This window comes from Streptomyces sp. NPDC051136 (assembly GCF_044455745.1).
GTDB lineage: Bacteria > Actinomycetota > Actinomycetes > Streptomycetales > Streptomycetaceae > Streptomyces.
This window is the reverse complement of the sequence record NZ_JBITFE010000013.1, coordinates 71,249-96,898: the sequence shown is the minus strand read 5'-3', so window position 1 is coordinate 96,898 and position 25,650 is coordinate 71,249. Positions and strand designations below refer to the sequence as shown.

28 protein-coding genes are annotated in these 25,650 nt (G+C 72.3%); 10 read left to right on the top strand and 18 right to left on the bottom strand.

The genetic code is table 11. The features are described from left to right. Window positions 1-132: 132 nt before the first annotated feature. Complete coding sequence (locus ACIBCJ_RS31755; protein WP_362105781.1) at window positions 133-405, bottom strand: DUF4190 domain-containing protein; 273 nt, start codon at window positions 403-405, stop codon at window positions 133-135. Between the two features lie 162 nt (window positions 406-567). After that, a complete protein-coding gene (locus ACIBCJ_RS31750) occupies window positions 568-1,125 on the bottom strand; it encodes a DinB family protein (protein WP_365981260.1) in 558 nt (185 codons plus the stop codon). Window positions 1,126-1,263: 138 nt separating this feature from the next. On the opposite strand from ACIBCJ_RS31750, the gene ACIBCJ_RS31745 reads away from it, so the two are divergent. Together ACIBCJ_RS31745 and ACIBCJ_RS31740 are read left to right on the top strand one after the other, a co-directional pair. After that, window positions 1,264-1,998 (top strand): translation initiation factor IF-2, encoded by a 735-nt coding sequence (locus ACIBCJ_RS31745; RefSeq protein WP_362105787.1) that lies wholly within the window; start codon window positions 1,264-1,266, stop codon window positions 1,996-1,998. A gap of 82 nt (window positions 1,999-2,080) precedes the next feature. After that, window positions 2,081-3,049 (top strand): DUF3500 domain-containing protein, encoded by a 969-nt coding sequence (locus ACIBCJ_RS31740; protein ID WP_362105790.1) that lies wholly within the window; start codon window positions 2,081-2,083, stop codon window positions 3,047-3,049. 24 nt (window positions 3,050-3,073) lie between these two features. Here the strand turns inward: ACIBCJ_RS31740 and ACIBCJ_RS31735 are convergent, their stop codons facing one another. From ACIBCJ_RS31735 to ACIBCJ_RS31710, 6 genes are all read right to left on the bottom strand, one after another. Then, window positions 3,074-4,141, bottom strand: a complete 1,068-nt coding sequence (locus tag ACIBCJ_RS31735; protein WP_365981261.1) for a pyridoxal-phosphate dependent enzyme — start codon at window positions 4,139-4,141, stop codon at window positions 3,074-3,076. Further along, window positions 4,099-5,100 carry a GHMP kinase gene (locus ACIBCJ_RS31730; protein WP_365981262.1) on the bottom strand — a complete coding sequence of 334 codons (1,002 nt, stop codon included), beginning with the start codon at window positions 5,098-5,100 and terminating at the stop codon, window positions 4,099-4,101. Before ACIBCJ_RS31730 ends, ACIBCJ_RS31735 begins: the two co-directional genes overlap by 43 nt. Beyond that, entirely contained in the window at window positions 5,097-5,984 is an 888-nt protein-coding gene (locus ACIBCJ_RS31725; RefSeq protein WP_362105799.1) for a Rossmann-like domain-containing protein, read from the bottom strand. The genes ACIBCJ_RS31730 and ACIBCJ_RS31725 overlap by 4 nt, the downstream gene beginning before the upstream one ends. Before the next feature lie 105 nt (window positions 5,985-6,089). After that, entirely contained in the window at window positions 6,090-7,100 is a 1,011-nt protein-coding gene (locus ACIBCJ_RS31720; RefSeq protein WP_365981263.1) for an ABC transporter substrate-binding protein, read from the bottom strand. 14 nt (window positions 7,101-7,114) lie between these two features. Further along, the gene (locus ACIBCJ_RS31715; RefSeq protein ID WP_362105805.1) at window positions 7,115-7,888 is read right to left on the bottom strand and encodes an ABC transporter ATP-binding protein; all 774 of its coding nucleotides are present in this window, start codon (window positions 7,886-7,888) and stop codon (window positions 7,115-7,117) included. A 1-nt stretch (window position 7,889) separates the two neighbouring features. After that, a complete protein-coding gene (locus tag ACIBCJ_RS31710; RefSeq protein WP_393528378.1) occupies window positions 7,890-8,909 on the bottom strand; it encodes a FecCD family ABC transporter permease in 1,020 nt (339 codons plus the stop codon). Window positions 8,910-9,282: 373 nt separating this feature from the next. Between ACIBCJ_RS31710 and ACIBCJ_RS31705 the strand changes: the two genes are divergently transcribed. Together ACIBCJ_RS31705 and ACIBCJ_RS31700 are read left to right on the top strand one after the other, a co-directional pair. Then, complete coding sequence (locus ACIBCJ_RS31705; protein WP_365981264.1) at window positions 9,283-10,569, top strand: MFS transporter; 1,287 nt, start codon at window positions 9,283-9,285, stop codon at window positions 10,567-10,569. 287 nt (window positions 10,570-10,856) lie between these two features. Beyond that, window positions 10,857-12,242, top strand: a complete 1,386-nt coding sequence (locus ACIBCJ_RS31700; protein ID WP_362105814.1) for a cellulase family glycosylhydrolase — start codon at window positions 10,857-10,859, stop codon at window positions 12,240-12,242. 69 nt (window positions 12,243-12,311) lie between these two features. Here ACIBCJ_RS31700 and ACIBCJ_RS31695 read toward each other — a convergent pair whose 3' ends face one another. The 6 genes from ACIBCJ_RS31695 to ACIBCJ_RS31670 all read right to left on the bottom strand — a co-directional run bounded on the left by ACIBCJ_RS31695 (window position 12,312) and on the right by ACIBCJ_RS31670 (window position 17,907). Further along, window positions 12,312-13,115: an SAM-dependent methyltransferase gene (locus ACIBCJ_RS31695; protein WP_362105817.1), complete on the bottom strand. Its 804-nt coding sequence runs from the start codon at window positions 13,113-13,115 to the stop codon at window positions 12,312-12,314. Between the two features lie 167 nt (window positions 13,116-13,282). Then, window positions 13,283-14,116, bottom strand: coding sequence for a PIG-L family deacetylase (locus ACIBCJ_RS31690; RefSeq protein ID WP_362511710.1), 834 nt, complete (start codon window positions 14,114-14,116; stop codon window positions 13,283-13,285). Between the two features lie 115 nt (window positions 14,117-14,231). Then, window positions 14,232-14,852 (bottom strand): dihydrofolate reductase family protein, encoded by a 621-nt coding sequence (locus ACIBCJ_RS31685; protein WP_365981265.1) that lies wholly within the window; start codon window positions 14,850-14,852, stop codon window positions 14,232-14,234. Between the two features lie 100 nt (window positions 14,853-14,952). Then, a complete protein-coding gene (locus ACIBCJ_RS31680; protein WP_362105826.1) occupies window positions 14,953-15,615 on the bottom strand; it encodes a histidine phosphatase family protein in 663 nt (220 codons plus the stop codon). A gap of 126 nt (window positions 15,616-15,741) precedes the next feature. Beyond that, on the bottom strand, window positions 15,742-16,983 hold the full coding sequence (gene manD / locus ACIBCJ_RS31675) for a D-mannonate dehydratase ManD (protein WP_365981266.1): 1,242 nt from the start codon (window positions 16,981-16,983) through the stop codon (window positions 15,742-15,744). 258 nt (window positions 16,984-17,241) lie between these two features. Then, entirely contained in the window at window positions 17,242-17,907 is a 666-nt protein-coding gene (locus ACIBCJ_RS31670; protein ID WP_362105832.1) for a type III effector protein, read from the bottom strand. A 125-nt stretch (window positions 17,908-18,032) separates the two neighbouring features. Between ACIBCJ_RS31670 and ACIBCJ_RS31665 the strand changes: the two genes are divergently transcribed. Together ACIBCJ_RS31665 and ACIBCJ_RS31660 are read left to right on the top strand one after the other, a co-directional pair. After that, the gene (locus ACIBCJ_RS31665; protein ID WP_362105835.1) at window positions 18,033-18,470 is read left to right on the top strand and encodes an Hsp20/alpha crystallin family protein; all 438 of its coding nucleotides are present in this window, start codon (window positions 18,033-18,035) and stop codon (window positions 18,468-18,470) included. A 162-nt stretch (window positions 18,471-18,632) separates the two neighbouring features. Next, window positions 18,633-19,073, top strand: a complete 441-nt coding sequence (locus tag ACIBCJ_RS31660; protein WP_362511719.1) for a DUF2267 domain-containing protein — start codon at window positions 18,633-18,635, stop codon at window positions 19,071-19,073. 50 nt (window positions 19,074-19,123) lie between these two features. On the opposite strand, the gene ACIBCJ_RS31655 is transcribed toward ACIBCJ_RS31660, so the two are convergent. The 3 genes from ACIBCJ_RS31655 to ACIBCJ_RS31645 all read right to left on the bottom strand — a co-directional run bounded on the left by ACIBCJ_RS31655 (window position 19,124) and on the right by ACIBCJ_RS31645 (window position 21,743). Beyond that, complete coding sequence (locus ACIBCJ_RS31655) at window positions 19,124-20,014, bottom strand: SDR family oxidoreductase (RefSeq protein ID WP_362511722.1); 891 nt, start codon at window positions 20,012-20,014, stop codon at window positions 19,124-19,126. A 161-nt stretch (window positions 20,015-20,175) separates the two neighbouring features. After that, entirely contained in the window at window positions 20,176-20,802 is a 627-nt protein-coding gene (locus ACIBCJ_RS31650) for an HD domain-containing protein (RefSeq protein WP_365981267.1), read from the bottom strand. After that, complete coding sequence (locus ACIBCJ_RS31645; RefSeq protein ID WP_365981268.1) at window positions 20,799-21,743, bottom strand: NADP-dependent oxidoreductase; 945 nt, start codon at window positions 21,741-21,743, stop codon at window positions 20,799-20,801. Before ACIBCJ_RS31645 ends, ACIBCJ_RS31650 begins: the two co-directional genes overlap by 4 nt. A 404-nt stretch (window positions 21,744-22,147) precedes the next feature. On the opposite strand from ACIBCJ_RS31645, the gene ACIBCJ_RS31640 reads away from it, so the two are divergent. Both ACIBCJ_RS31640 and ACIBCJ_RS31635 read left to right on the top strand, forming a co-directional pair. Next, complete coding sequence (locus tag ACIBCJ_RS31640) at window positions 22,148-22,435, top strand: DUF6355 family natural product biosynthesis protein (protein ID WP_166662033.1); 288 nt, start codon at window positions 22,148-22,150, stop codon at window positions 22,433-22,435. Between the two features lie 253 nt (window positions 22,436-22,688). After that, window positions 22,689-23,606, top strand: coding sequence for an endo-beta-N-acetylglucosaminidase H (locus ACIBCJ_RS31635; protein ID WP_365981269.1), 918 nt, complete (start codon window positions 22,689-22,691; stop codon window positions 23,604-23,606). 21 nt (window positions 23,607-23,627) lie between these two features. Here ACIBCJ_RS31635 and ACIBCJ_RS31630 read toward each other — a convergent pair whose 3' ends face one another. After that, window positions 23,628-24,089, bottom strand: coding sequence for a MarR family winged helix-turn-helix transcriptional regulator (locus tag ACIBCJ_RS31630; protein ID WP_362105855.1), 462 nt, complete (start codon window positions 24,087-24,089; stop codon window positions 23,628-23,630). A gap of 105 nt (window positions 24,090-24,194) precedes the next feature. On the opposite strand from ACIBCJ_RS31630, the gene ACIBCJ_RS31625 reads away from it, so the two are divergent. Next, entirely contained in the window at window positions 24,195-24,752 is a 558-nt protein-coding gene (locus ACIBCJ_RS31625; protein ID WP_362105858.1) for a quercetin 2,3-dioxygenase, read from the top strand. Further along, entirely contained in the window at window positions 24,749-25,645 is an 897-nt protein-coding gene (locus ACIBCJ_RS31620; RefSeq protein ID WP_365981270.1) for an alpha/beta hydrolase, read from the top strand. The genes ACIBCJ_RS31625 and ACIBCJ_RS31620 overlap by 4 nt, the downstream gene beginning before the upstream one ends. The last annotated feature ends 5 nt before the right edge of the window (window positions 25,646-25,650 follow it).

Genomic DNA, 25,650 nt, shown 5'->3' with positions numbered 1-25,650 from the left:
GCCCGCACCCTAACGCGGTCCCGGATGGGGCGGGTGCCAGGGAGGACGGGTGACTCGCCGACGCACACCACGGGGCCCGCGCCGCTTGCGGGAAGCGGCGCGGGCCCCGTGGTGAAGGCCGGTGGAGCGGAGTCAGCCGATGTGCCAGGAGAAGCTGCCTCCGTTGTTGGCGGCGACAGCGAACATCACGATCATGAGCAGGATGTCGACCACGCCCAGGCCGATCGCCCACTTGGCCATCGCGGAACCGGTCTGCCGCAGCGCCACGGCACCGAAGACGATCGCGAGCGGGCCCAGGATGATCGGCAGGATGAAGAGTCCGACGATGCCGCAGACCAGTCCGGCGATCGCCAGTCCGCTGGTCCTGCCGCCCTTTCGGGTGTCTGTTCTGCTGTAGGTCGCCATGTTTTCTCCCGGGCTCTGGTAGATCGGTTGCTTTTCTCCTTCGGTGACCTTCGTGTTGCCCCTGGAGGTGCTTTCACACCTACGGCTCGTCAAATTCCCTGCGGCTCCCGCGATTTGCCGCGACCGAAGGGGGGTGACGTGCGGAATGGCGGAGCGCCGATCTCATCGTGTCAGTGCTCCCTCCTGCCGGCTGTAGAGGTCGCGCAACAGGGAGATCTCGGCGCCGTGATGGATCAGTTCCCTGTTGACGTGCAGGACCCTGTTCTCCATGGAGTACCGCTCGGGCCCCACCGCGGGCGGATTCTCCAGGTCGGCGTCCGAGAGTCCGCGGACCCCCGCGTTCCATCTCCCGTACATCTCGTCGAGCTGCTTCAGCGCCTCGTCAGCGGTCCCCGCGTAGGGGAACGCGGCGGAGTCGACGTCCTGGCCGCCGAAGTACCACCCGACCCGGTAGCCCAGGCACGAGACGATGATGTGCGCCAGCCGCCAGGCGATCGTGGTCACCGGAGCCGGCACCGGTTCGGGGGACGCGAAGTCCATCGTCCACTTCCCCGAACCTGCCGACGTCGGTGCGGCCGACGCATCACGGAGGCGAACGCTCCAGCAGTCGGGCACCGGCTCCCAGAAGTACTCCTCGTCGGTGAGGCCGTCCAGCCGCGGCCGCAGGTTCTTGTGCCAGTACCAGTCAAGTTGCTCCGCGAGCCGCTCGCTACGTGTCATCGCCGCACCCTACAGACGGGGACGGCGCTCCGGCACGAGAGCCGCCCGGCCCCGCATCGAAGGTGTGTACGATCACCTGGGCCCGGTCGAGTACGCGGTCGCAGGCCCGCCGCACGGGACACCGGAGAGGCTGTACGCATGCGTCGCACACTGCTCGTCGTCCCGCTGTTGCTGTGCGCCGCCGGTTGCGGGCTGCCCCAGTCCTCGGAGGCCGATGCGACGGACGCCGCCCGGCACGTCGCGCAGCGGGCGGGCGAGAAGCTGTACGGTCAGCGCCCCCGCACGGCGGAGGAGGTCGGGCGTGCCGCCTCGCTCATCGACGGGGTGGAGGTGATGCGGGTGACGGGCGACTCCACGCACGACGGGGACGGCGTCCGCGTGGTCCTCCGCACGTCCGGATCGGCGTACAACAGCTGGTTCGACGTCGAGGAGATCACCGTGCGGCGCTGCTTCACGGTGCGGGTGTCCCCCACGTCGCGGTGGCGTGCGCAGCCGGATGACGTGGACTGCCCGGACGGCCCCCCGATGACCTTCGCCCCGCCGCCCGAGCCGCCCCGACTGCCCGACGGGGAGCTGCGGGCGGCCCTCCCCCGGGTCCCGTCGGGCGGCCGGGCGGACGAGGCCGAAGTGCGCCGTGCCCTCACCTCGCTCGACCTCGACGCGGGAATCCTTACCGAGGTGAAGGCGGAGGGCGACCGGGTGGGTGTCATGCTCTCGGTCGAGGGCAGTCACTTCGACCCGCAGGACTGCCTGCTGGCCCGCGTCGCGCCCGGCGCCACCGAGGTGTGGACGCCGCCCCGCATCCAGCGGATGCCCGGAGAGGGCGGCTGCACCGTCGCGAACGCCCTGCACCCCGCACCGGCGCCACACTGAGCCGGGACGCATGACACCGCGCGGTGTCCCGCGCAGAATGAACCCCGTCGCCGGCACCGTGGCCGTCGGCGGAAGGAGAAGCGTGTCCGGGATCCCTTCGCAGGACGTGTCCGGTGCGATGCGGGAGGCGGCACGCGCGCTGCTGGCCGTCCTGGAGCCGGAGCAGGTGCGTGAACTGCGCACGATGCCCGCCCGCTTGGACGCGCCCGAGCTGCGCGAGTGGACCTATCTGCCGGGGTCGCGTCCCGGGCTCTCCACGGTAGGTCTGGACGACCGGCAGCGCGAGGCGCTCGACGCCCTCATGGCCACGGCGCACAGCGCGACGGGTGCGGAGCTGGTGCGCGGGGCGATCGAGGTGGAGCGGCACCGTCGTGGCCGGCCGGGGTCCCCGGGAGCGGACCGCTACTGGGTACGGCTGCTCGGCGACCCGGGCGGGGAAGGACCCTGGGGCTGGCGCTTGAACGGCCACCACCTCGCCGTGCACGTGCTGGTCACGGCGGCCGGGATCCGCGTGACACCGCACTTCGTCGGCTCGGAGCCGGCGCGCATCGACAGCGGCCCACGGGCGGGCTTCCGGCTCCTCGGCCCGGAGGAGGACCTGGCCAGGGAGCTGATCACCGGTCTGCGGGGCACCGCACGGGCGACCGCGGTCTTCGCCGCCACGCCGCCGGACGACATCCTGACCCGGGACGATCCGTTCGCCGACCCGGGGCTGCTGCCGGACGGTCTCCCTCACGCCCGCATGGCACCCGGTCAACAGCGCCTCCTGGAGCGGCTGGTACGCCGCTACCTGGACCGCGCGCCGACGGCGTACGCGAACGAGTGCTGGTCCGGCGCGGTGACCCGCGGGCTGGACTCCCTCTCCTTCGCCTGGGCCGGCGGTCTCGAACCCGGGGACCGCCACTACTACTGCGTGCGCGCCCCGGATTTCCTGATCGAGTACGACAACACGCAGGACGACGGCAACCACGCCCACTCCGTCTGGCGTCACGTGCGCCACGACTGGGGGGCGGACCTGCTCCGCGGGCACTACACGGATCAGCACGGGTGAGCGGTGGCATGACGTCGGCAGGGCCTAGGGACGCCGAGGCCGTGACGCCCCGCCGGGACGCGGACGGCCGGTCCTGACCTGGTCGCTGATCGCCGCCCGGGGTGCGGGGGCGCCCTGCCAGGTCATGCGTGACCACGGCAGGGTCAGTTCCGCGGTGCCGTGTACCGGCCGGGGTGTCAGGTCTTCGACGGCGGCGGCCTCCCGGTGGCGGGCGAACACGGTGTCGACGTAGCGGTGTCCGGTGTCGGCGGCGATGAACAGGGTCTCTCTGCGGGGCTGTTCGCTCCGTTCCCACCGGGCGGCGAGGTAGGCGGCGCCGGAGGACAGGCCGGCGAACACGGCGTGACGGCGCAACAGGTCGACACTGCCGGCGAGAGCGGCGTCGAAGGCGAGCCAGTGGACGGTGTCGTAGAGGTCGTGGCGGACGTTGCCGAAGGGGATGGAGCTGCCGATGCCCGCGATGATGATCTCGGGGTCGGCGACGTGTTCGCTGCCGAAGGTGACGCTCCCGTACGGCTGGACGCCGACCAGCAGCACGTCGACGGAGTTCTTGCGCAGGTAGTGGGCGAGGGCGCCGGTGGACGCCCCCGAACCCACGCCGCCGACGAGGGTCAGGGGCCCACCGCCGGTCTCCTCCCGCACCAGCGCGGCGACCGCCTCGTAGCCGAGGTAGTGGACGTCGTCGTGGTACTGGCGCATCCAGTGGTGGCCGGGGTGGTCGCGCAGGATCTCGCGGACGCGGGCGACGCGACGGCTCTGGTCGAGCTTGAAGTCGCGGCTGGGCGGCATCTGCTCCAGGTGCGCGCCGAGTACGTCGAGTTGGGTGCGCAGAGTGTGGTCCACGGTGGTCGACCCGACGATGTGGCAGCGCATGCCGTAGCGGTGGCAGGCGAGCGCCAGGGCATAGGCGTAGATGCCGCTGGAGCTGTCGACGAGGGTGTCGCCTCGGCGTACGGTCCCGGTGTCGAGGAGGTGGCGTACGGCCGCCAGCGCGGAAACGATCTTCATCGTCTCGAAACGCAGGCAGAGCAGGCCGTCGTCGAGACGTATCAGGTCCGGTCGGCCGATGGATTCCGAGACGTGCGGGTCCACGGAAGCTCCTCACTGGTGGGGGGCGGGAAGGTGGTGAAGGTCCGGATCGGCGCGCAGCCCTCGTCCTCCAGGGCACGGGCGCAGCAGCGCACTCTCCGGTGCAGACCCGGGATGCGGGGGTCGAACAGGATGCCGGCGACGTTGCCGCTGTGGGCGATCTGCACACCGGCGGCGCCCGTGCTGTCGGCGATTTCGAGGAGGGTCGGGAACTCCGGCTTGGGCAGGGTGCGTTGTCGCAGGCGGGCGCTGGCGGTGCCGACCCTGCCCAGCAGCGCGGTGTCGGTGTCGGCCACCGCCCGGCGGAGCATGCGGCGCAGGCGTCCGTAGGCGGGGAGGTCGCCGTCGTTACGGAGGGCGGGAAGGGCGAGGGTGTCGACCGGTCCGCCTCCGGCGAGCGTGCATCCGACCACCACGGCGGGCGGCAGCGCGGCTCCCAGGACTTCGAGGACCCGCCCCTCGCGCTGGGCGAAGAGCAGCGGCCGCGGGCCGTGCATCAGCGGGTCGCTGGCCCCCTCCGCGCGCACCGCGATCCGCGCGACGGTCTCCGGCGGCAGGCGAAGTCCCCAGGAGTCGGCGACCGCCCGGACGGTGGCGATGACGTCGCTGGTGGAGGAGCCCATGCCGAGCCCTACGGGGAGGTCCCCGGTGAGCGTCAGCTCCCCGCCGCACGGGTCCGAGCCACGGCGTGCGGCGCACTCCCGGACCGTGAGCACGGCCGCCGTACGGGCTTTGGTGCGGTTGCCGGGCATCACCGTCACCTCGTCCGGCGGGCTGCCGGGCCGGTGGGTGAACCCCGCGGTGCTGCCGGGTCCGTTCATCGGCAGCGTGACCAGGGCGTGGACGGGGCGGCGCCGGTCGTCGAGGAAGCACCCTTGCAGGATCTCGCCGTGGTGGCAGGCGGCGCGTCCGGTGCCCGTCGTGTGACGGGCTGTTTCGGACGGGCGGATGGCGGAGGTCATGCGCCGGCCGCGGCCCGGTAGCGGTACAGGGTGGTGGCTCCGGCACTGAACTGGGAGAAGGGAAACGGTTCCGCGGACAGGGCGGTCACCCCCGCGCCCAGGAACGCGCGCGCCACGGCGCTGCCGGTCTGGGCGTACACCACCAGGGGCACGTCGCGTTCGCGGCAGCGGGCCAGGACGGTGTCGAAGCTGCCGTTGCCGAGCGTCATGCCGGTGGCGACCACCGCGTCGGCGGCGTCGAGGACCTCGTGCATGTCGTCGGTGACCGGATCGCCCCACTGAGTGGTGCGCAGGTTGAAGTCGCAGAGGAGGGGGACGGCCCCGCGTTCGCGAACGGCTGCGACGAGCGGGTTGACCACCCCGATCACGCCGACCCTGGCCCCCGCGCCGATGTCCAGGAGCCCGGCTATGGCGGCGTCCCGGGCCCGCGCCCGGGTCTCGGGGGTCCCGGCGGGCAGGGTGACCGGCTCCGCCCCGGGTGCCTCCCGGTGGGACCGCACCGAGCCGAGGTAGGCGTCGAGCGCGGCGATCCGCAGCGGCGGGGGTCCCTCGCGCAGGAGCGTGTCGAGGGCGCTGCCGGAGGCGTCGCGGCACAGGGACGGGTCGGCCTCGCCCGCCTCGAACGCGCAGGCACCGAAGGCGTCGCCCAGGCGGACCAGGAGGTACTGGTTGAGGTACGTGGTGTCGCCGTCGGCCAGCCGGGTGCCGTGGTGCACCCAGAACACGCTGGTGGCGACGAGGCCGGCCGGACGCGGACCGTGGTCGCCCGCGAGGACGGCGGCCAGCAGTTCCCCGGTGCTCTTCGGCGCCGGCCTCCGGTGCGGGGCGAGTCGTGGGTGCTGCGGCTGGTCCGGCCGGGGCAGGCCGATCGTATGGCGGTCCATGGGTCCTTCCTTGTCACATGACGGAGTGGCACGTGTCCGTGCCGGAGTGCGGCCTGCCGGGCGCAGGCTGGTCGCTGGGCGGCAGGCCGTGGCGTGTGCGGCGGGTCAGCCCTTGAGTTCGCGCAGGTAGGCGGCGAACTTCTCCAGGCCGTCGATGTTGCGCGGCCCGCTGATGCCCTCGTTGTAGTCGAGGACGAAGAAGTTGTTCTTCTTCACGGCGGGAAGCTCCCTCGTGTGGGGGGAGTTCCTGAGGAAGTCGATCTTCTTGTCCGCGGGCTGGTCGCCGTAGTCCAGGATGACGACGACCTCGGGTTCGGCTTCCGCGACGGATTCCCAGCTGACCTGGGTCCAGCGCTCGTCGAGGCCGTCGAAGACGTTCCGGCCGCCTGCCGTCCTGATGATGTCGTTCGGGGGTACCTGGTTGCCCGCGGTGAAGGGTTGGTCGGTGCCGGAGTCGTAGAGGAAGACGGGGAGCGGGTCACCGGCCGGAGCCTTGCTCTCGACGGCTGCCACGCGCTTCTTCAGCCCGGCTACGACGTCTTCCGCCTTCTTCTCGACCCGGAAGATCGCGCCGAGCCGCTCGAAGTCGGTGTAGAGGGCGTCGAAGGGGCTCATGTGCTCCTGGTGCCCCGGGTAGTTGAAGCAGCTCTCGGTGTGCATGAAGCTCTGGACGCCGAGTCTGTCCAGGATCGCCGGGGTGATCCCCCGCTCGTCCTTGAACCCGGAGTTCCAGCCGGCCACGACGAGGTCGGCCCCGGCCTCGACGACGACCTCCTTGTTCAGCAGGTCGTCGCTGAGCATCTTCACCTTCGCGTACTCCGACGCCCAAGGGGACTCGCTCACCGGGGGGTTCGCGGGCGGCATCACGTAGCCGTACACGTGATCGGTCAGGCCCAGGGCGAACAGCTTGTCCGCGCTGCCGCCTTCGTAGGCGACGGCGCGCTGGGGCACGGCGTACCGCACGGCTTCACCGCAGCGCTTGACGGTGGCCTTGTCGGACCGCTCGGCGTCCGACTCGACCTCGGCGCCGCAGCCGCCGAGCACCAGTGCAGTCGCGAGAGCGGTCCCGAGCGCGGCCGGGCGGCGAAGGGTGGCACGGGTGAGGTACGTACGCATGCGTGGGCAGCCTTTCAACGGGTGGAGTCGAGCGAATACAGCAACTGAGGTCCGCCGGTGAGGGGGTGGGAGACGATGCTGGCCCGGACGCCGAAGACGTCATCCATCAGTTGCGTGGTGAGGACCTCCGCGGGCGAACCGGAGGCCACCAGGCGGCCTTCGCAGAGCACGCCGAGGCGGTCGCAGGCCGCGGCCGCGAGGTTGAGGTCGTGCAGGACGACGAGGACGGTGAGTCCGGACCCCCGCAGGAACGAGAGCAGGCCGACCTGGTGGCGGACGTCCAGGTGGTTCGTCGGTTCGTCCAGGACGAGGATCTCCGGTTCCTGCACGAGCGCCCGGGCCAGCAGGACGCGCCGGCGTTCGCCGCCCGACAGGGTCAGGACGCCGCGGTGCGCGAGGTGCGCGATGTCGAGCCGGTCCATCGCCCGCGCGCACACCTCGCGCTCCCGGGCACCGAGTGCCCGGTTGCCGCGCAGGTGGGGTGCGCGGCCGAGGGCGACGACCTCCTGCACCGTGAAGTCGACGTCGACGCCGCCCTCCTGGGTCATGGCAGCGACGGTGCGGGCACCCTGACGCGGTTCGAGCCGCGCCAGGTCCTGCTCGCCCACCCAGACCGTCCCCGAGCTGGGCCGCAGCGCGCGGTACACGCACCGCAGCGCGGTGGACTTGCCGCTGCCGTTGGGTCCCACGAGGCCGACGACCTGGCCGTCCGGCACCTCCAGGGACAGCCCTCGCACAAGACTCCTGCCGTCCGTCACCACGGAGAGGGCGTCCAGTCTCAGGTCCACGTCAGCGCCCTCCGAACGTGTAGTCCCGGCGCCGCATCAGGGTGATGAAGACGGGCACCCCCACGAGCGCGGTGATGACCCCGAGCGGCAGTTCGCGTGGGGCGACGAGGGTCCGCGCCGCCAGGTCCACCCACACCATGAAGATCGCGCCGGCCGGCGGGGCCACGGCGAGCACCCGGGCGTGGCCGGCACCGACGGTCATGCGCACCACGTGCGGCATGACGAGCCCGACGAAGGCGATGGCACCGCTCACGGCGACCATGACGCCGGTGACGAGCGAGACGACGACCAGGAGCACCCTGCGGTACCGGTCGGGGTCGAAGCCCAGGCTCGCTGCGGTCTCGTCGCCGAGGCAGAGCACGTCCAGCACCCGCCCGTACCGGTACAGGACCACGAGTCCGGCCGTCACCACCACGGCGACGAGGGGCAGCGCGCCCCAGGTGGCGGCGCCGAAACCGCCCATGGTCCAGTGAAGGACCATGCTCGTCGCCTCGCTGTCCGGCGCGGCGTAGATGATCAGGCTCATGACAGCCTGGAAGCCCAGCGACATGGCCACGCCCGTCAGCACGAGGCGCAGCGGCGACAGCACCCCCCGGCCGGAGGACGCGGCGTACACCAGGACCGAGGCGACGAGCGCACCGAGGAAGGCGCCGACGGAGACGGCGTGGATGCCGAGGACGGCGAGCCCTCCGGTGACCGTCACGCCCACGGCACCCACCGAGGCGCCGGAGGAGACGCCGAGGACGAAGGGGTCGGCCAGCGCGTTGCGCACCAGGGCCTGGATCGCCACTCCGACCGCACTCAGTCCGGCCCCCACCAGCGCCGCCAGCAGCACACGCGGGGTACGGATCTGCCAGACGATCTGATACGTCGTCACCTCGTCGGCGTCGACGCGTCCGCCACTGAGAGCCGCCCACAGATGGCGAGCGGTCTCGCCGGGCGTGACGACCGCGGGCCCGAGCCCGATGGCGACGACGACGGTGAGCAGCAGGGTGGCGGCCAGCACGGCGCAGACGGACAGCAGCGCCTTGCGGGACGCGAGTCGGCGTACGGCCGGCGCACCTCGCGCCGGCACGTCGACTGCTTCGCCAGCCCTTTCGTCGGCCGGCGACGGCACGGAGGCCGAGGACAGAGACATCAGAACCCCCTCACCTCCGCTCATTAATGACAATCATTTTCATGAGGAGAACCTAGCACGCGTTCCCGACGCGGCGACCAGGAGCACACTAATGGAAATGATTATCACTGCGATAGTGTGTCGCTCCATGCACTGCCGCCGCCCTGCCTGCTGCGCGGATCAGCCGACAGCTCAGCCCAACCGAGCGCTCGGCGGCGTCAGTTGATGTCATCTCATGACCGGCCCGCCACCCCCGACAGAACCGGAGCGCCTGCTCGTGCCCACCCCCGCCGCCCCGCCCACCGCCACCGGGACGCCGCCCCCCGGCCGGCGTCCGATCCTGCTCGACTTGGGCTTCCTTCGCCTGTGGACGGGCGCCACCGCATCCGGCCTCGCCACCTGGGCCCTGCCCTTCGTGCTCGGCCTCGCCGTCTTCGACCGGACCCTGGCCGCCGCCGACCTCGGCCTGCTCCTCGCGGCACGCACGGTCGGGTTCCTCGCCGCGGTACCCGTGGCCGGGGTGCTCGCCGACCGGCACTCCCGCCGGGGCGTCGTCCTGTGGGCCGGGATCACCTCGGGTGTCGCGGCCCCCGTGCTCGCCTACGGCCTGGGCCGTTCGGTGCTGTTGACGGCGGCGGCCGCCGCGGTGGCCGGTGCGGGCCAGGGCGCCTGCCGACCCGCCTACCAGGCACTCACCGCCGAAGTGGTCGACACCGACCGCAGGCAACAGGCCAACGCCGCCATGACCCTGGCAGTGCGGGTCACCACGCTCGTGGGCCCCTCCCTGGCCGCCCTGCTCGCCCTCCTGCTGCACACCCAGGGCCTGCTGGTGGGGATCGGCCTGCTCTGGCTGGTCGCCGCGTTCGTGCCCGGACGCGGTGCGCGGTGCGCGGCCGCCGCGCACGACGCGCCGGAGCCTCCGTCCGGGACGGGCAGGACGTCGCTCCTCGGAGAGTTCGCCGAAGGGGTACGCGAGGCGCGCAGGCACCCGTGGTTCCTTGCCGGCCTGGGCGCGCTGACCGCCGTCATAGCCACCGGATACTCCGCGACCGGTGTCGCGCTGCCCCTGGTCAGCAGGGACGAGTACGGCACCGAGGTCGTCCTCGCGGGCGCGATGACCGCTTACACCGCCGGGGCGCTGGGCGGGGCGCTGCTCATCGCCCGCCTGCGCCCGCGCTCCCCCGGCTGGGTCGCCCTCGCCGGTCTCGCCGCCTACGGGCTCGCCCCGCTGAGCCTGGTGTTCCCGGTGCACCCGGTCGCCGTGGCGGCGGCCTACGCCGTCGCCGGGATCGGCATCGAAGTCTTCAACGTGCCCTGGTTCACGGCCGCCCAGCGCGAGGTCGCCCCGGACAAACTGGCCCGGGTCTCGTCCCTGGACTTCCTGCTCTCCTACGGCCTGGCCCCGGTCGGCCTCGCCGTCATCGCGCCGGCCATCGACGCCTTCGGCGCCAGAGCGGTCCTCGCGGGCTGCGCACTCGTCTGCTTCGCGGCACCGGCCGCCGCCGCCTTCGTGCCGAGCGCCCGCACCTTCTCCCGGATCTCCGCCCGTCGCGCTTCCCCCTAGCGAGCGTTCCCGGCGATGCCGGTCCGCGAGCTCCGAGGTCGGCCCCGGAGCCGCGTACCGGGCGACCGCGCGTCGGGGGCCGCACCGCAGGGAGGAGAGGGGCCCCTCCGGGCGCGGTCGCCGAGGTGTCCGCGGCGCAACGGTCCGCGATCCGTGGCCGATTGGGAACAGTTCGACGGTCCAACACCTGTCGCACACCGGCACGCAGGTGTACGGTCTCGGGCCGATGGCCTTTGGGAGCGCTCCCATCATGTCCTGACATGCTCATGCCACTCAAGGAGGAAGCGTTGAAACGCCTCTTGGCCCTACTCGCGACCGCCGCATCGGTCGTCGGTCTCACCGCGCTCGCCGGGCCTCCGGCGCAGGCGGCGGCCGGCTGCACGGCCGCATACACGATCACCAGCCAGTGGAACGGCGGCTTCCAGGCCGGCGTGAAGATCACGAACCTGGGTGATCCCGTCAGCGGGTGGACGCTCAAGTTCACCCTGCCGAACGCCGGGCAGAAGGTCGTCCAGGGCTGGAACGCGACCTGGTCGCAGTCCGGCTCAACCGTCCAGGCGGGCGGGGTCGACTGGAACCGCACCCTGTCCACCGGCGCATCGGCCGACCTGGGATTCGTCGGGTCCTTCTCGGGTTCCAACCCGGTCCCGACGTCCTTCTCCCTCAACGGCGTCACCTGCACCGGCTCCGTCACCGATCCGCCGACGGACCCGCCGACCGACCCGCCCGCGACCGGTACCCCGGTCGCGGTCAACGGGCAGCTGCACGTCTGCGGCGTGCACCTGTGCAACCAGTACGACCGGCCGGTGCAACTCCGCGGCATGAGCACGCACGGCATCCAGTGGTTCAGCCAGTGCTACAACGACGCCTCCCTGGACGCACTGGCCGAGGACTGGAAGTCGGACCTGCTCCGCATCGCCATGTACGTGCAGGAGGACGGCTACGAGACCGACCCGGCAGGGTTCACCAGCCGGGTGAACGGCCTGGTGGACGAGGCCGAGGAACGCGGCATGTACGCGGTGATCGACTTCCACACGCTGACGCCGGGTGACCCGAACTTCAACCTGGCCCGCGCCAAGACCTTCTTCTCCTCCGTCGCCGCCCGCAACGCGAACAAGAAGAACGTGATCTACGAGATCGCCAACGAGCCCAACGGCGTGAGCTGGTCGGCCATCAAGAACTACGCCGAGCAGGTCATCCCGGTGATCCGGGCCGCCGACCCGGACGCCGTCGTCATCGTCGGCACCCGCGGCTGGTCCTCGCTGGGCGTCTCGGACGGCTCCAGCGAGACCGAGGTGATCAACAACCCCGTGAACGCGACCAACATCATGTACACGTTCCACTTCTACGCCGCGAGCCACAAGGACAACTACCGTGCGGCCGTGAGCCGGGCCGCCTCCCAGCTGCCCCTGTTCGTCACGGAGTTCGGCACGGTGAGCGCCACCGGCGGCGGTGCGGTGGACCGGTCGAGCAGCACCGCGTGGCTGGACCTGCTCGACCGGTTGCAGATCAGCTACGCGAACTGGACGTACTCCGACGCCGACGAGGGCAGTGCGGCCCTCAAGCCCGGCACCTGCAACGGCACCGACTACAGCAGCAGCGGCGTGCTGACGGAGTCCGGGTCCCTGCTGAAGAGCCGGATCAGCACCGCGGACAACTTCCCGACGAGCTGAGCCGCCCCGCGGCGGGGCTCCGGTCGCGTCCGGAGTCCCGCCCCGGTCGGCGCCGCGGGGCAGGGCACATCAGTTCTTGACCGCTACTCCGCACACGGACACGTCGGCCGTGGACTCGTCGGCCGGGCCGGTGTCCGGACGCCAGGTGGCCGTGGAGACGACGCCCGGCTCCACCAGGGTGAGTCCGGCGAAGTACGTCGCGATCTCTTCCGGTGAGCGCAGGTGGTAGGTGTTGGCCGACTGCCCGTTGTAGACCTCGACCGCCCTGTTGAGGGCCTCGTTGCCGTTGGTTCCGTCGCTCAGGGCCAGGTAGCTGCCGGCGGGCAGCCCCGAGAGCAGCGCGCCGACCAGCTCCGCGGGGCGCTCGGCGTCGGAGATCTGCCCCATGATCCCGAGCATGGTCAGCGCGACGGGGCGGCTGAGGTCCAGGGTCTTGGCGGCTTCGGCCAGGATGCGTTCCGGGTCCCGGACGTCCGCGTCGATGTAGGCGCAGGCGCCCTCCGGGCTGCTGGTGAGTAGGGCCTGCGCGTGGGTGAGGACGAGCGGGTCGTTGTCCACGTACACGATGCGGCTCTCCGGCGCGATGCGCTGGGCCAGCTCGTGCGTGTTGTCCGCGGTGGGCAGTCCGGTGCCGATGTCGAGGAACTGGCGGATGCCGGCCTCGCCCGCGAGGAAGCGCACCGCGCGTGCCAGGAACCGTCGTTGCAGCCGGGCGACGGCGGCGAACTCGGGGAACGTCGTCAGGATGACCTCGCCGGCCTCGCTGTCGACGGGATAGTTGTCCTTGCCGCCCAGCAGGTAGTTCCAGACACGGGCGGAGTGCGGACGGTCGGTCTGCAGTCTGGCCCTGACTTCTTCACTCGGATGACTCATGGGCAAAGCTTCACACAGAGCTGCCGCCCAGGGGACCAAGTACTGGGCATCCGCGCGCCCTTGGGATCGGCCGGCCAGGCGACGGGTCCCGGGTCCGGCATGGCCGCAGGCTAGCAGCCCGGGCAGCGCCGGACCCGGGGTTCCTCACGGTCTCCCTCGGCCGGGGGTCAGCGCAGTCCGGCGAAGAGGTCGGTCTCCGGTACGTCCGCGCCGGTGGTGTCCCGGACCCGCAGGAAGGTCTCCGTGCCCATCAACTCGCCGAACCTCTCCTTGCCCATCCGGAGGAAGAAGATGTTCTCGCCCTGGCTGGCGTGCGCGGCCAGCGCGTCGAACTTCTGACCGCTGAAGGCGAGGGTGTCCACCCACGTGGTGATCTCGTCGTCGGGGAGGCCGATCTCGGCCATCGCGGCGGCCTCGGCGGGGTCCGGCTCCGGCATGTCCTCGTTGAACTCACGCATGATCTCGCCGAAACGCCGCATCATCGAGTGGGGCATCGTCGTCCAGTACACCTTCGGCGTCAGCCCCGTCATCTCCAGGGCCGCCATGGTGATGCGGTGCGCCTGGATGTGGTCGGGGTGGCCGTAGAAGCCGTTCTCGTCGTAGGTGACGACCACGTCGGGCCGGTAGTGCCGCATGAGTTCGGCCAGTCGCGCGGCGCCCTCCTCCACGGGGGTCCGCCAGAAGGACCCGGGGGCGTCGTTGCTCGGCCAGCCCATCATGCCGGAGTCGGCGTAGTCCAGCGTCTCGAGGGCGCTGATCTTCAGGACCTCGCAGCTCTCCTGCAGTTCACGGCGGCGCATGGAGGCGACGGCCGCCGGATCGTGGCCCGGGTCGCCCGGCTTCACACCCCCCGGTCCGTCACCGCATCCGCCGTCGGTACACGTCACGAGCACCGTGCGGACGCCCTCCGCCGCGTATCGCGCGAGGACGCCGCCCGTGCCGGTGGCCTCGTCGTCGGGGTGGGCGTGCACGGCCATGAGCGTCAAGGGTCGGTCGGTCATGAAACTGTCCTCCACAGACTTAAGTCGAACTCCGGGTACGGCGGCGTGCGGCCGGCGGCCGGTCTCTCCGCCTGTGCAACGGCGCGTGCCGGGCTCGCTGTTCCCGGCCGCCGGCTCACCTCACCACGCGGTAGGTCAGGTGGGTGACCGAGGTCGCCGCCCTTACGGCCGTCTGCTCGAACGTCAGCGGCGGAACGCCGTCGAACAGGCGCGTCCCCGCCCCGAGGGTGAACGGGACGATGTGCAGCCGCAGCTCCTCGATCAGCCCGGCGGCAAGGTACTGGTCGACGGTGGTCGCTCCGCCCAGGACGGCGATGTCGCCGCCATCCGCCGCGGCGCGTGCCCGTGCCAGCGCCGACTCGATGCCGTCGGTGACGAAGTGGAACGTGGTGCCCCCGTCCATCGGCTGCGGCTCGCGCGCGTGGTGGGTGAGCACGAAGACGGGGGCGCGGAAGGGCGGAGTCTCACCCCACCAGCCGTTCCACTGCCGGTCCCAGGCGCCCCGTACCGGGCCGAACATGTTGCGCCCCATGACGAACGCCCCCGCCGCGGCCATCCTGGCGACCTCGGCACGGTTCTCGTCGGCATGGTCGAACATCCATGCGTGCAGCCTCTCGCCCGTGCCGTCGCCTCCGTCGCTTCCGAAAGGACGTTCCTCCGTCTGGTCGAGTCCGGCCGCATATCCGTCGGCCGAGATCGTGAGGTCGCAGATCACCTTGCCCGAGCGCGCTGTCATGGCACGGTTCTACACCGGCCCCGCGGGGTCGCGGCCCCGGTCGGCGTCCCTCCGGCGGGTCGGGGCGCGCGGAGGCTCCGGCACCCCGGCGAGCCCGTTGTCAGGGCGTGGGCATGGCCGACCCCGTGGGATCTTCCGGGTCGGGCGTACGGGGTCGGGGGCCCAGGGAGCTGCCTTCCCAGAGCAGCGCCCGCCATCCCTGGTCGGGGGTCCCGGACAGGACGACGATGCCCGTGTTCGCCAGGGGGTGGTGCGCGGCGTAGTCGATGTCCACGTTGTCGGCCCGCGCCGCCACCCACATCCGGATCGCGGCGCCGTGGCTGACCATCGCCACCGTCCGCGCACCGCTGTCGTGCGCCTCGGCGACGACGGCGTCCAGGCGGGCCAGCGCCTCCACCCCGGTCTCGCCGCCGGGCATGCGGCGCCGCACGTCCCCCGCGGACCAGGCGAAGGCGGTGTGCATGTAGGTGTGCGCCGCCTCGTCGTCGCCGCGCATCTCCAGATCACCGGCGACCAGTTCCCGCAGCCCCGGCCGGACCCGGACCTCCAGTCCCGTGGCGGCGGCCAGGGGCGCCGCGGTGAGCTGGGTGCGTACGAGCGTCGACGCGTACAGCGCGTCGATCTGCTCCGACGCCAGTGCGCCGGGGAGCGCCGCTGCCTGTTCCTGGCCGAGGGCGGTCAGTCCGGGGCCGGGCTCGGCGGTGTCCAGGAGGTGCTTGAGGTTGGACGGAGTCTGGCCGTGCCTGATGAGCAGGAGACGCATGCGAGGGGACTTTCCGGAAGGCGACGGGGCATCTCCACTCTGCCACGCCCCGCCCTCGGCCCGCGGTCGCGGCCCGGGGGACCGGCCGGGCCGGGCCGCGGCGGGCCCCGCCCGGTCCCGGGTGCCTCACCAGTCGTGGACGGTGCCGTCGCGGAGGCGGTTCACGGGCAGGTAGGCGGGCGCGTAGGGGAAGCGGGCGGCTGCCTCGTCGTCGAGTTCGACCCCGAGGCCGGGGGCGTCCCCGGGGTGCAGGAGGCCGTCTTCGAAGCGGTAGGACGTGCGGAACACCTCAAGGGTTTCCGGCGCGTGGCGCATGTACTCCTGGATGCCGAAGTTGTGCACGGCGAGGTCGAGGTGGAGGGCGGCCGCCATGCCCACGGGTGAGATGTCGGTCGGACCGTGCATGCCGGACTTGACCCCGTACACGGCGGCCATGTCGAGGAGTTTCCGTACGGCGGTGATGCCGCCGGTGTGCGTCACCGCGGAGCGGACGTAGTCGATCAGCCGTTCCTGGAGCAGCGTGGCGTAGTCGTGGACGGAGTTGAAGACCTCCCCGATGGCCAGCGGGGTGGTGGTGTGCTGCCGGATCAGCCGCAGGGCCCCCTGGTCCTCCCCCGGCGTCGCGTCCTCCAGCCAGAACAGGTCGTAGGGCTCCAGGTCCTTGCCGAGCCGCGCCGCCTGGACGGGCGTCATGCGGTGGTGCCCGTCGTGCAGCAACGGGAGCTCGGGGCCGAAGGTGTGCCGCACGGCCTCGAACACCGTGGGCATGTGACGCAGGTAGGCGCGGGTGTCCCAGGTCTCCTCGGTGGGACGCGGGTGGGCGGTGCCCGTGCGCCGGGCGGGCTCGTAGTCGTAGCGCTCCCCCTGTCCCGCGGCGGAGGGGGCGACGCCGTAGACGGAGTCGAGGCCGGGGATGCCGCTCTGGATCCGGACGGCCCGGAAACCGTCGGCCAGGTGCTCGCGCACCGAGTCGAGCAGTTCGGGTACGTCCCGGCCGGACGCGTGGCCGTAGGCCAGCGCGCCGGTGCGGCAGGCACCGCCGAGGAGTTGGTACACCGGCAGGCCGGCGGCCTTGCCCTTGATGTCCCACAGCGCCATGTCCACGGCCGCTACGGCAGCCATCGTGACCGGGCCCCGGCGCCAGTACGCACCGCGGTACAGGTACTGCCAGGTGTCCTCGATGGCGTGGGCGTCCCGTCCGGGCAACAGGGGTGCCACGTGCTCCCGAAGGTATGCCTCGACGGCCAGCTCGCGCCCGTTGAGGGTGGCGTCCCCTAGACCGGTGAGCCCGTCCTCGGTGGTGATGCGCAGGGTGACGAAGTTGCGGCCCGGGCTGGTGACGACGACGTCGGCAGCGGTGATCTTCACGGGATCCCGTCCTCGGAGTTCGGAAGCGGCGGTCAGGCGTTCCACGACCGGTCTCCGTGCCTCGCCCGTGCGAGCGGGACACCCGGCCACGGCCACCCTTTACGCGTCGGCCCTCGTCGTCAACGACGCGGGCGGGATCATGCTCGTCGCCGCCTTCCCGCCCGGTGGCGAGGACGGACCCGGCCGCCGCGTCCCCCGGCGACGGCGCTCCCGCATGGTGGTGGGCACGCCCCCTGCTTCCCCGGTCGGGCTCGGCGCTCACCCGGTCTTCCCGGGCGACCGGTCGCCGCCGCCGGGCGTGCCGCGGAGCCGGTCGGTGCGCCGGACGACACGGTCGATGCGGTCGGCCAGTTCGGGATGGTCCGCGCCCAGGTGCTCGCGGGCGCCGGACAGCGGTGCGATGAGGCCGGCGGCGTCGTCCCGGCCCAGCGCACGTACGAGCGGTGTGCGAGCGTGCGCCGGAAGGGCCGGGAGTGCGGTGACCTGTCCGGCGAGCTGACGCAGGTCCGCGGCGTTGCCCCGGGCCCAGGTGGTGACCGCCCGGTCGGCGGCACGGCGGTCGCGGGTGGCCCGGACACGCTGTTCGCCGGTGCTGCCGGGGGCGCCGGGACGCAGGCGCAGATAGCGGCGTTCGGCGGCCTGCCGGCTGGCGACGCCGAGGGTGCGGGCGAGCTCTGCCCAGCTCGCCCCTGCCTCACGGGCCGTTTCGATCAGGCCCGTCTCCCACCCGGCGAGCTGGTCGCGCATCTCCCGCAGGAGCAGCAGGGCGGCGAGCGCCTGGTCGGAGCCGACCTCGGCGTCGGTCTGCGGGCCGGGCGCCGGTGCCTGGGCGCCGTGCACGGCCTCCTCGATCGACGCCAGTGCCGCCTCGGCGGCGAGGAAGGACACGGACCGGGATGCGGATCCCGGCTGATCTGCGGTCATGGTCACCTCCCGAGGGGTGTCGTCCAGTGGACGACACAAGCAGTTGTCATCGTTCCGATGACATGCTACATACATGTGCAAGACCAGCGCATGAGCGGATCTACTCGCACTGGAGGTGTTTCACCATGCTGATGCGCACCGACCCCTTCCGTGAGTTCGACCGGCTCGCCCAGCAGTTGTTCCCGAGCACGTCCGGCACCTGGTCGCGTCCCTCGGCGGTGCCCATGGACGCGTACCGCGAAGGCGACGTCTACGTGATCGCCCTGGATCTTCCCGGGGTCGACCGGGAGGCCATCGACATCGACGTCGAGCGCAACATGCTGACCGTCCGGGCCGAGCGCCGTCCCGTCTCCGCCGGCGGCGAGGCCCAGATGGAACTCGCGGAACGCCCCTTCGGGGTCTTCTCCCGCCAGGTGATGCTCGCGGACACCCTCGACACCGAGCGCATCAGCGCCGACTACGAGGCGGGCGTGCTCACCCTGCGCGTCCCGATCGCCGAGCGGGCCAAGCCGCGCAAGATCTCGATCGGCGACGGCCAGGACCACAAGGAGATCTCCGCCTGAGGCGGAAGCCGCGCTCCGGGCGGCGGAGGACGGGACGCCCCGTGCCTCCCGTCTCCGACCGCCGCCCGGGACGCCGGGGCGGGCCGTCATGGACCCGGGACCGCCCGGCAACCGGCCGACCCGGCCGTGCCACCCAACGACCCAGAAAGGCGCCCTTCACCGATGCACACCAAGACGGCTTCGGCGACGATCACCACCGCGTCGCCCGTGTCGTTCGCCGAGATGCTGGAGCAGGTCCGTTACCACGGCGCCTACTCCACCCGGGAACGGGCCGAAGACGTCGTGTCCGCCGTCCTGGCCGCCCTCGGCCGTCGCGTCACCGGCGAGGAACGCGTCGAGCTGGCCGCCCGTCTCCCGCGTGAGGCGGCGCGGATCTTCGCCGCCCAGGTCCCGGAGACCGACCCGATGACCGGGTGGGCCTTCGTCCGGGACCTGGCCACCCGCACCGGCGGCTCCCTCGCCACCACGCGGTGGGACGTCGGCTCGGTCCTGGGCGTCGTCGCCCGCCTCGCCGGCCCCGCCCTGCTCGACCGCGTCCTCGCCCAGCTGGGCTCCGGCTACGCGATCCTCTTCGGCCGCGCGGAACTCGTCCAGGCGGCCTGAGCACGGCGCCCGCCGCGGGCCGGCAGCCGCCGCCCGGACCGGTGCCCCGCTCAGGGCAGGGGGGTCCCGCCGGTCGCGTTGAGGATCTCCGCGGTGACGTACCCGGACTCCTGGGAGGCGAGATAGACGTACGCCGGTGCCAGTTCGGCCGGCTGCGCGGGCCGGCCCAGCGGGCTCTGCTTGCCGAACTCGGCCGTGTCCGGCAGCGTCGCCGGGATCAACGGCGTCCAGACCGGCCCGGGCGCCACCGCGTTCACACGGACACCGCGTTCCGCGACCATCTGGGCGAGTCCCTGGGTGAAGGTCACGATCGCGCCCTTGGTCATCGCGTAGTCCAGCAGGGGCGGACTGGGCTTGTACGCCTGCACGGAGGTGGTGTTGATGACGCTGCCGCCCGCGGGAATGTGCGGCAGCGCGAACTTGGTCAGCCAGAACATGCCGTACAGGTTCGTCCGCATCACCCGGTCGAACTGCTCCGTCGTGATCGCCTCGATGCCGTCCGGCTGGGCCATCTGATAGGCCGCGTTGTTCACCAGGACGTCGATGCCGCCGAACTCCGCCACGGCACGCTCGACGAGCGACCGGCAGTTGCTCTCCTCGCGGATGTCGCACGAGACGGCCACGGCCTTGCGCCCGGCGTCCTCCACCAGGCGGCAGGTCTCCCGTGCTTCGTCCCGTTCCTCGTCCAGATGGGTGAACAGCACGTCCGCGCCCTCCCGCGCGAAGGCCAGGGCCACCGCCCGGCCGATGCCGGAGTCACCACCCGTGACCACCGTCCTGCGGCCCGTCAGGCGCCCCGACCCTCGGTACGACTCCTCGCCGTGGTCGGGCGGCGGGTCCATCGGCCCGGTCCATCCCGGGTGCGGCTGGTCCTGACCGGCGAAGTCCGGGCGGGGGTACTGGTCGGTGGGGTCCTGCTGGCGATGCTGGTCGTCCGCCACGTCGGTCTCCCGTGTCTCGTTACGGCGCGGTCAGCGACCGTGTGCCCAGGTCCGGCCGGGTGAAAAGCCCCGGCGGAGGGACGGGCGGACCGATGTACCGCGGGACACGACGAGACCGGCCGGCACGTACGCGTCGCCGTCACGACGGGACCGGCCGGCCGTCACGTACGCCGCCGGCCCCGGTCGGAGTCGAGCGGATTGGCGGCCATTCTGTCGGCGAGCCCCGACCGCACCGCGCCGGCCGCCGCGCTGTCGGGTTTGCGCGCCGCCTGGTCCCGGAAGCAGGCCAGGAACGGTGCGGCGAGGTCCAGCCTGGGGTAGCGCTCCAGCACCTCGTCGCGGAAGCGGGACGGGTAGGTGTCCGCTTCCCTGCCGACGATTTCGGTGGCGGTGGCACGGGCCAGCAGATGCCCCTCGGGGTCGGTGGCGGCGTCCACCTGCGGCCACATGTGGCGGACGACGACGTCCGAGAGGCGCTCGCGCCGCTCGGCCGGCCAGCCTGCCCCGGCCGCGAAGACCCGGGCGACGTGTCCGCCCGCCTCCTCGAAGGCGACGGTGTGGCTGTCGAAGACCGGCACCAGCCCGATGTCGTGGAACAGCGCCGCGACGTAGAGGAGTTCCGCGTCGAAGGCGAGGCCGTCCGCCGTGCCGCGGGCCGCCGCCCACAGGTAGGCGCGCAGCGAATGGTTGAGCAGCGCCGGGGAGAGGTACGCGTTCGCCACGTCCAGTGCGGCGGCCGCCGTCGCCCCGCCGGGCACGGGAAGGGTTTCGAGCGAGATGTCGTTCACCGGGTGCCCTCCGCCGCGGGGCCGTCGGGCACGACCCGGATGATCGTCCTGCCTCTCCTGCCGCCGCCGGGGGCGAAGGCCGCGGGCGCTTCGGCGAGCGGACGCACCTCTCCGACGGCCGGCTTGAGCCGCCCGTCCCGCACCCGCCGCACGAGGGCCGTGAGGCCGGCCCGGTCGGGCTCCACGACGAAGAAGACCGCGCGGCCGTCCACCGGCCTGACCTCGGGCGGCGCGGCGATGGTGACGAGGGTGCCACCGGCGCGGACGAGCGCGGCCGAGCGGTCGAGGATCTCACCGCCGATGACGTCGAACACGACGTCGGCCTCTCCCGCGTCCTCCAGGCGTTCCGACTCCAGGTCGAGGAAGACGTCGGCGCCGAGGGCGAGACTGGTCTCCCGGTCGGCCGACCGGCCGGTGGCGACCACCCGGGCACCGGCCTCGCGGGCGAGTTGGACGGCGACCGAGCCGACGCTCCCCGCGGCGCCGTGGATCACGACGGTCTGACCCGCGGCGAGTCGCCCGTGCTCGAAGAGGCCCTGCCACGCCGTCAGCCCCGAGATGGGCAACGCCGCGGCCACGGTGTGGTCCACGTCCACCGGGAGGGGCGCCAGATTGCGCGCCTCCACGGCGGTGTACTCGGCCAGTGAACCGTTGCGCGTCCAGTCGGCCATGCCGAAGACCCGCTGGCCGACGGTGAGGCCGGTGGTGCCGTAGCCCAGTTCCACGACCACCCCCGACAGTTCGTGCCCGGGGACGCTCGGGGTCCGGTCGCGGCCGGCCCGGTCCGTCCAGGTGCCGGGCCAGTCGAGTTCGCCGCGCGTGAAGCCGGCGGCGTGCACCCGCACGACGACGTCGTTCTCGGCGGCATGGGGGTGGGGCAGTTCCGTCAGGGCGAGCCCGCCGGCGCCTGCGTCGCGGTCGTGGACGGTGATGGCTTGCATAAGGAGTCCTCGGAAGAAGCGTGGGCGTCGAGCACACGGTGCCCCCCGGCGGTCCGGTGGGCACGCCGCGCGTCATGATCTCGACCGTATGCCCGGGCCGCTCCCCCCGTGTGGGCCACTTCGGTGGCGGTGGGCTGAGCCACTTGCGGAAGGCGGTGGCACGGACCGTGCCCGGCGCGGGACCAGCAGGGTTTCGGGGCCGCTCTTCCACGGCACGGGCGGCGCCCTCCGGTGAAACCGGCCGAGATCAACTGATCGGCGCAGCACCTAATCGTTTCGCCGGGTGAACGGTGCCGCCGCCGCTCACCACGGCCTCCGGCGAACTGTGAGTCTGGGCTCGCATCGACAACGGATCGACGGGCACCGCAGTCCTGCTGCCGGTCCCCCACTGTTAGGAGCTCACCTTGCCCCTTCGTCGCATCGTGACCAGCGCGCTCGCCTCGCTCTCCCTGGCGCTCGCCTCCGTCGGCGCCCTCACCCTGAGCGCCGGTCCGGCCGCCGCGAACCCCTGCGGCTTCTACGAGACCGCTTCCGACGCCTACTACAACCACTGCACCTCGGACGGCTCCCACATCGTCATCGAGATCGACGACTGGGGGCCCAACAGCGAACGGTGCGTGGTGCCCGGCGTGACCTGGATCGGCTCCAGCTCCGACATCGACGGCGCCTGGTACACCGGCCGCACCTGCTGAGCCGACGGCAGGGACGGCCGGCACAGGCCCGGGGCGGCCCGGCCTTCCGGGGGCCGGGCCGCCCCGGCCGTTCCGCGACGGCCGGGCACCCGTCCGCACCACCCGGGCACTCGTCCGCACCGCGCCGTGCGGGGAAGCCGTGAAGAGTTCCGGCACACCCCCCGGGCTCCGGTCACCACGGGGGAAGACTGGAAGCACTCGTTCGGCGTTTCCGAACAGGCGGGGCGCCGACCGGCGTTGGGAGGCAACACCCATGTTCACTCCGGTACGGAGAAGAGTGCGGAGGGCGACGCTGGCGCTCGCGGCCGTCGCGGCCCTCGTCCTCGGTGCGAGCGCGGCGGCCGGTGCACCGGCCGGCCCCGCCCCCACGAAGCAGGGACCGACCTCGGTGGCCTACATCGAGGTGAACAACAACAGCATGCTCAACGCCGGCAAGTACACCCTGGCGGACGGGGGCGGCAACGTCTTCGACGTCGCCGTGATCTTCGCGGCGAACATCAACTACGACACCGGCACGAAGACGGCGTACCTGCACTTCAACGAGAACGTGCAGCGCGTGCTCGACAACGTTGCCACCCAAGTGCGGCCGTTGCAGCAGAAGGGCATCAAGGTCCTCCTCTCGGTGCTCGGCAACCATCAGGGCGCCGGATTCGCCAACTTCCCGTCCCAGCAGGCCGCTTCGGCGTTCGCGAAGCAGCTCTCGGACGCCGTGGCCCGGTACGGCCTCGACGGCGTCGACTTCGACGACGAATACGCCGAGTACGGCAACAACGGCACCGGTCAGCCCAACGACGGTTCCTTCGTGCACCTGGTGACGGCGCTGCGCGCGAACATGCCGGACAAGATCATCAGCCTCTACGACATCGGTCCGGCCGCGTCACGGCTGTCGTACGGCGGCGTCGACGTCTCCTCCGCGTTCGACTACTCCTGGAACCCGTACTACGGCACCTGGCGGGTCCCCGGCGCCCGGCTGCCGAGGACGCAGCTGTCACCGGCGGCCGTCGAGATCGGCCGGACCTCCCAGGGCACGGCGGCCGATCTCGCCCGCCGGACCGTCGACGAGGGGTACGGCGTGTTCCTGACGTACAACCTCGACGGCGGCGATCGCAGCGCCGACGTCTCCGCGTTCACCAGGGAGCTGTACGGCAGCGAGGCTCTCTACACGCCGTAGGCGGGCCGGTCGGCGAGCCCTTCACGGGTGCGCGGGGCCGGTGCCCGGGCCGGGGGCCGGCGCCGGTCCCCACGACGCCTCCAGTGCGGCCCGCAGCGCGCCGACCGCGTCGGAGCCGATCCGTTCGGCGAGGGTGTCCTCCAGCCGCTCCAGGACTTGGTTTGCTTCTTGGTGCGCACGCCTTCCCGAGGGGGTCCGCCGGATCAGCCGGCGCCGGGCCGAGGCGGGGTCGGGTGCCTGTTCCAGCAGCCCGAGGTGCACCAGGCCGTGGACGGCCTGGTGTGCCGTCTGCCGGGTGACGCCCATCCGGCGGGCCAGCTCGGACACGGTCGTGCCGTCCTCGTCCAGCACGCTGAAGAGACCCAGCTGCGTCAGGGACACCTGCGAGGCACCGGCCGCTTCCAGAGCGGCCAGCAGGGCCTCGTCGAACCAGCGCCGGGCGTCGCCCAGCAACTGCGGGAGGTTTCGGTCGCCGGTGTGCATCAGGTCCTCACGGTGGGCGGTGGGTCGCGCGTCGGCCCACTTGGCGGTCGGCGACCCGCTGTGTCAGGCTACCTGACATTGCACTGACGCCGACCCGGGAGAGCCATGACCATCGAGTACGCCACACGCTACCGGCGCGCCTCTCGCATACCCGCCGAACCGGGCAAGCCCTACTTCATCGAGAAGGGTGAAGGGGACCGGGCCCACCTGTTCGGCGATCTGATCACGGTCTACGCAGGCGGGGAGCAGACCGAGAACACGTTCAACTTCTTCACGGTCGAGGGGCCCAAGGGCGACATCATCCCGGCCCACCTGCACACCGACACCCACGAGGTCTTCTACATCACCCAGGGCGCGGTCCGGCTGTTCGTCGAGGACACCGAGGGCCACCAGCAGGAGAAGCTGCTCACCCCCGGCGACTTCGGCTTCGTGCCCAAGAACTGCCGGCACGCCTATCGCATGGAACGCCACCACAGCCAGGTCGTCGGCGTCGCCGCCGGGCCGGGCCACACCTTCGAGCGCTTCTTCGAGACCCTCGGCACCCCCGCCGAAGCACTGGGACTGCCGCCGGAGCCGTACGTGCCCGAACCCCAGCGGTTCGCCACCGTGCCCCAGGAGTACGACGTGCGGTTCCTCCCCGACCACCGGTGGCACACCCCGTGACCCCCGGCCACCGCCCGCTGCGCGAGCTGATCGCCGCGCCCCACCCGGACGTCGCACCCCTGCCTCCCGCGGCCCGCGGCGCGTCGGGCACGCGGGTGCTGCGGGGTGTCCCCTTCGCCGAACGCGTGGGGAGCCGGCCGCTGGAACTGGACCTCTGGCTGCCCGGCGACACCGGCCGGGGCCCCCTCCCCCTGGTGCTCTTCGTGCACGGCGGCGCCTGGCTCCGCGGCCGCCGCGACGACATGGGGATGCTGACCCGGGACTGGGACCCCGGACCGTTCGCGCGGATCGCCGCGGCCGGTCTGGCCGTGGCCTGTGCCGACTACCGGCTCAGCGGGGAAGCGCCCTTTCCCGCGCCCGTCGAGGACCTTCGTGCCGCACTGCGCTGGCTCGGGCTGCGTGCCCGCGAGCTGCACCTGGACCTGGACCGGACGGTGGTCTGGGGCGAGTCGGCCGGAGGGCACCTGGCCTCGCTCCTGGCCCTCACCCGCACGGAGCCGGCCCCCGTCGCGGGCGTCGTCTGGTACGGGCCCGCCGATCTGACCGCCGCCCGCGGCCCCTTCGATCCGCACTCCCCCACCACGCCGGAAGCCCTGCTGCTGGGCGGACCCCCGGCGACTTCACCGGACCGCGCCCGGGAGGCCAGTCCCCTCGCCCACGCCCACCGGGGCGCACCGCCTCTCCTCCTCTTCCACGGCGAGGAGGACAGCATGGTCGCGTGTTCGCACAGCCGGGATCTCGCGGCGCGACTGGACGGGCTGGGCGCACCGGTGCGCCTGCGCACCGTGCCCGGCGCCGACCACGGCTGGTACGGCCTGTCCGGTGCCCAGGTCGAGGCCGTGTTCGACGAGTCGCTGCGGTTCGTGGTGCGGGCCACCGGGCGAAGCGCCTGACGCCG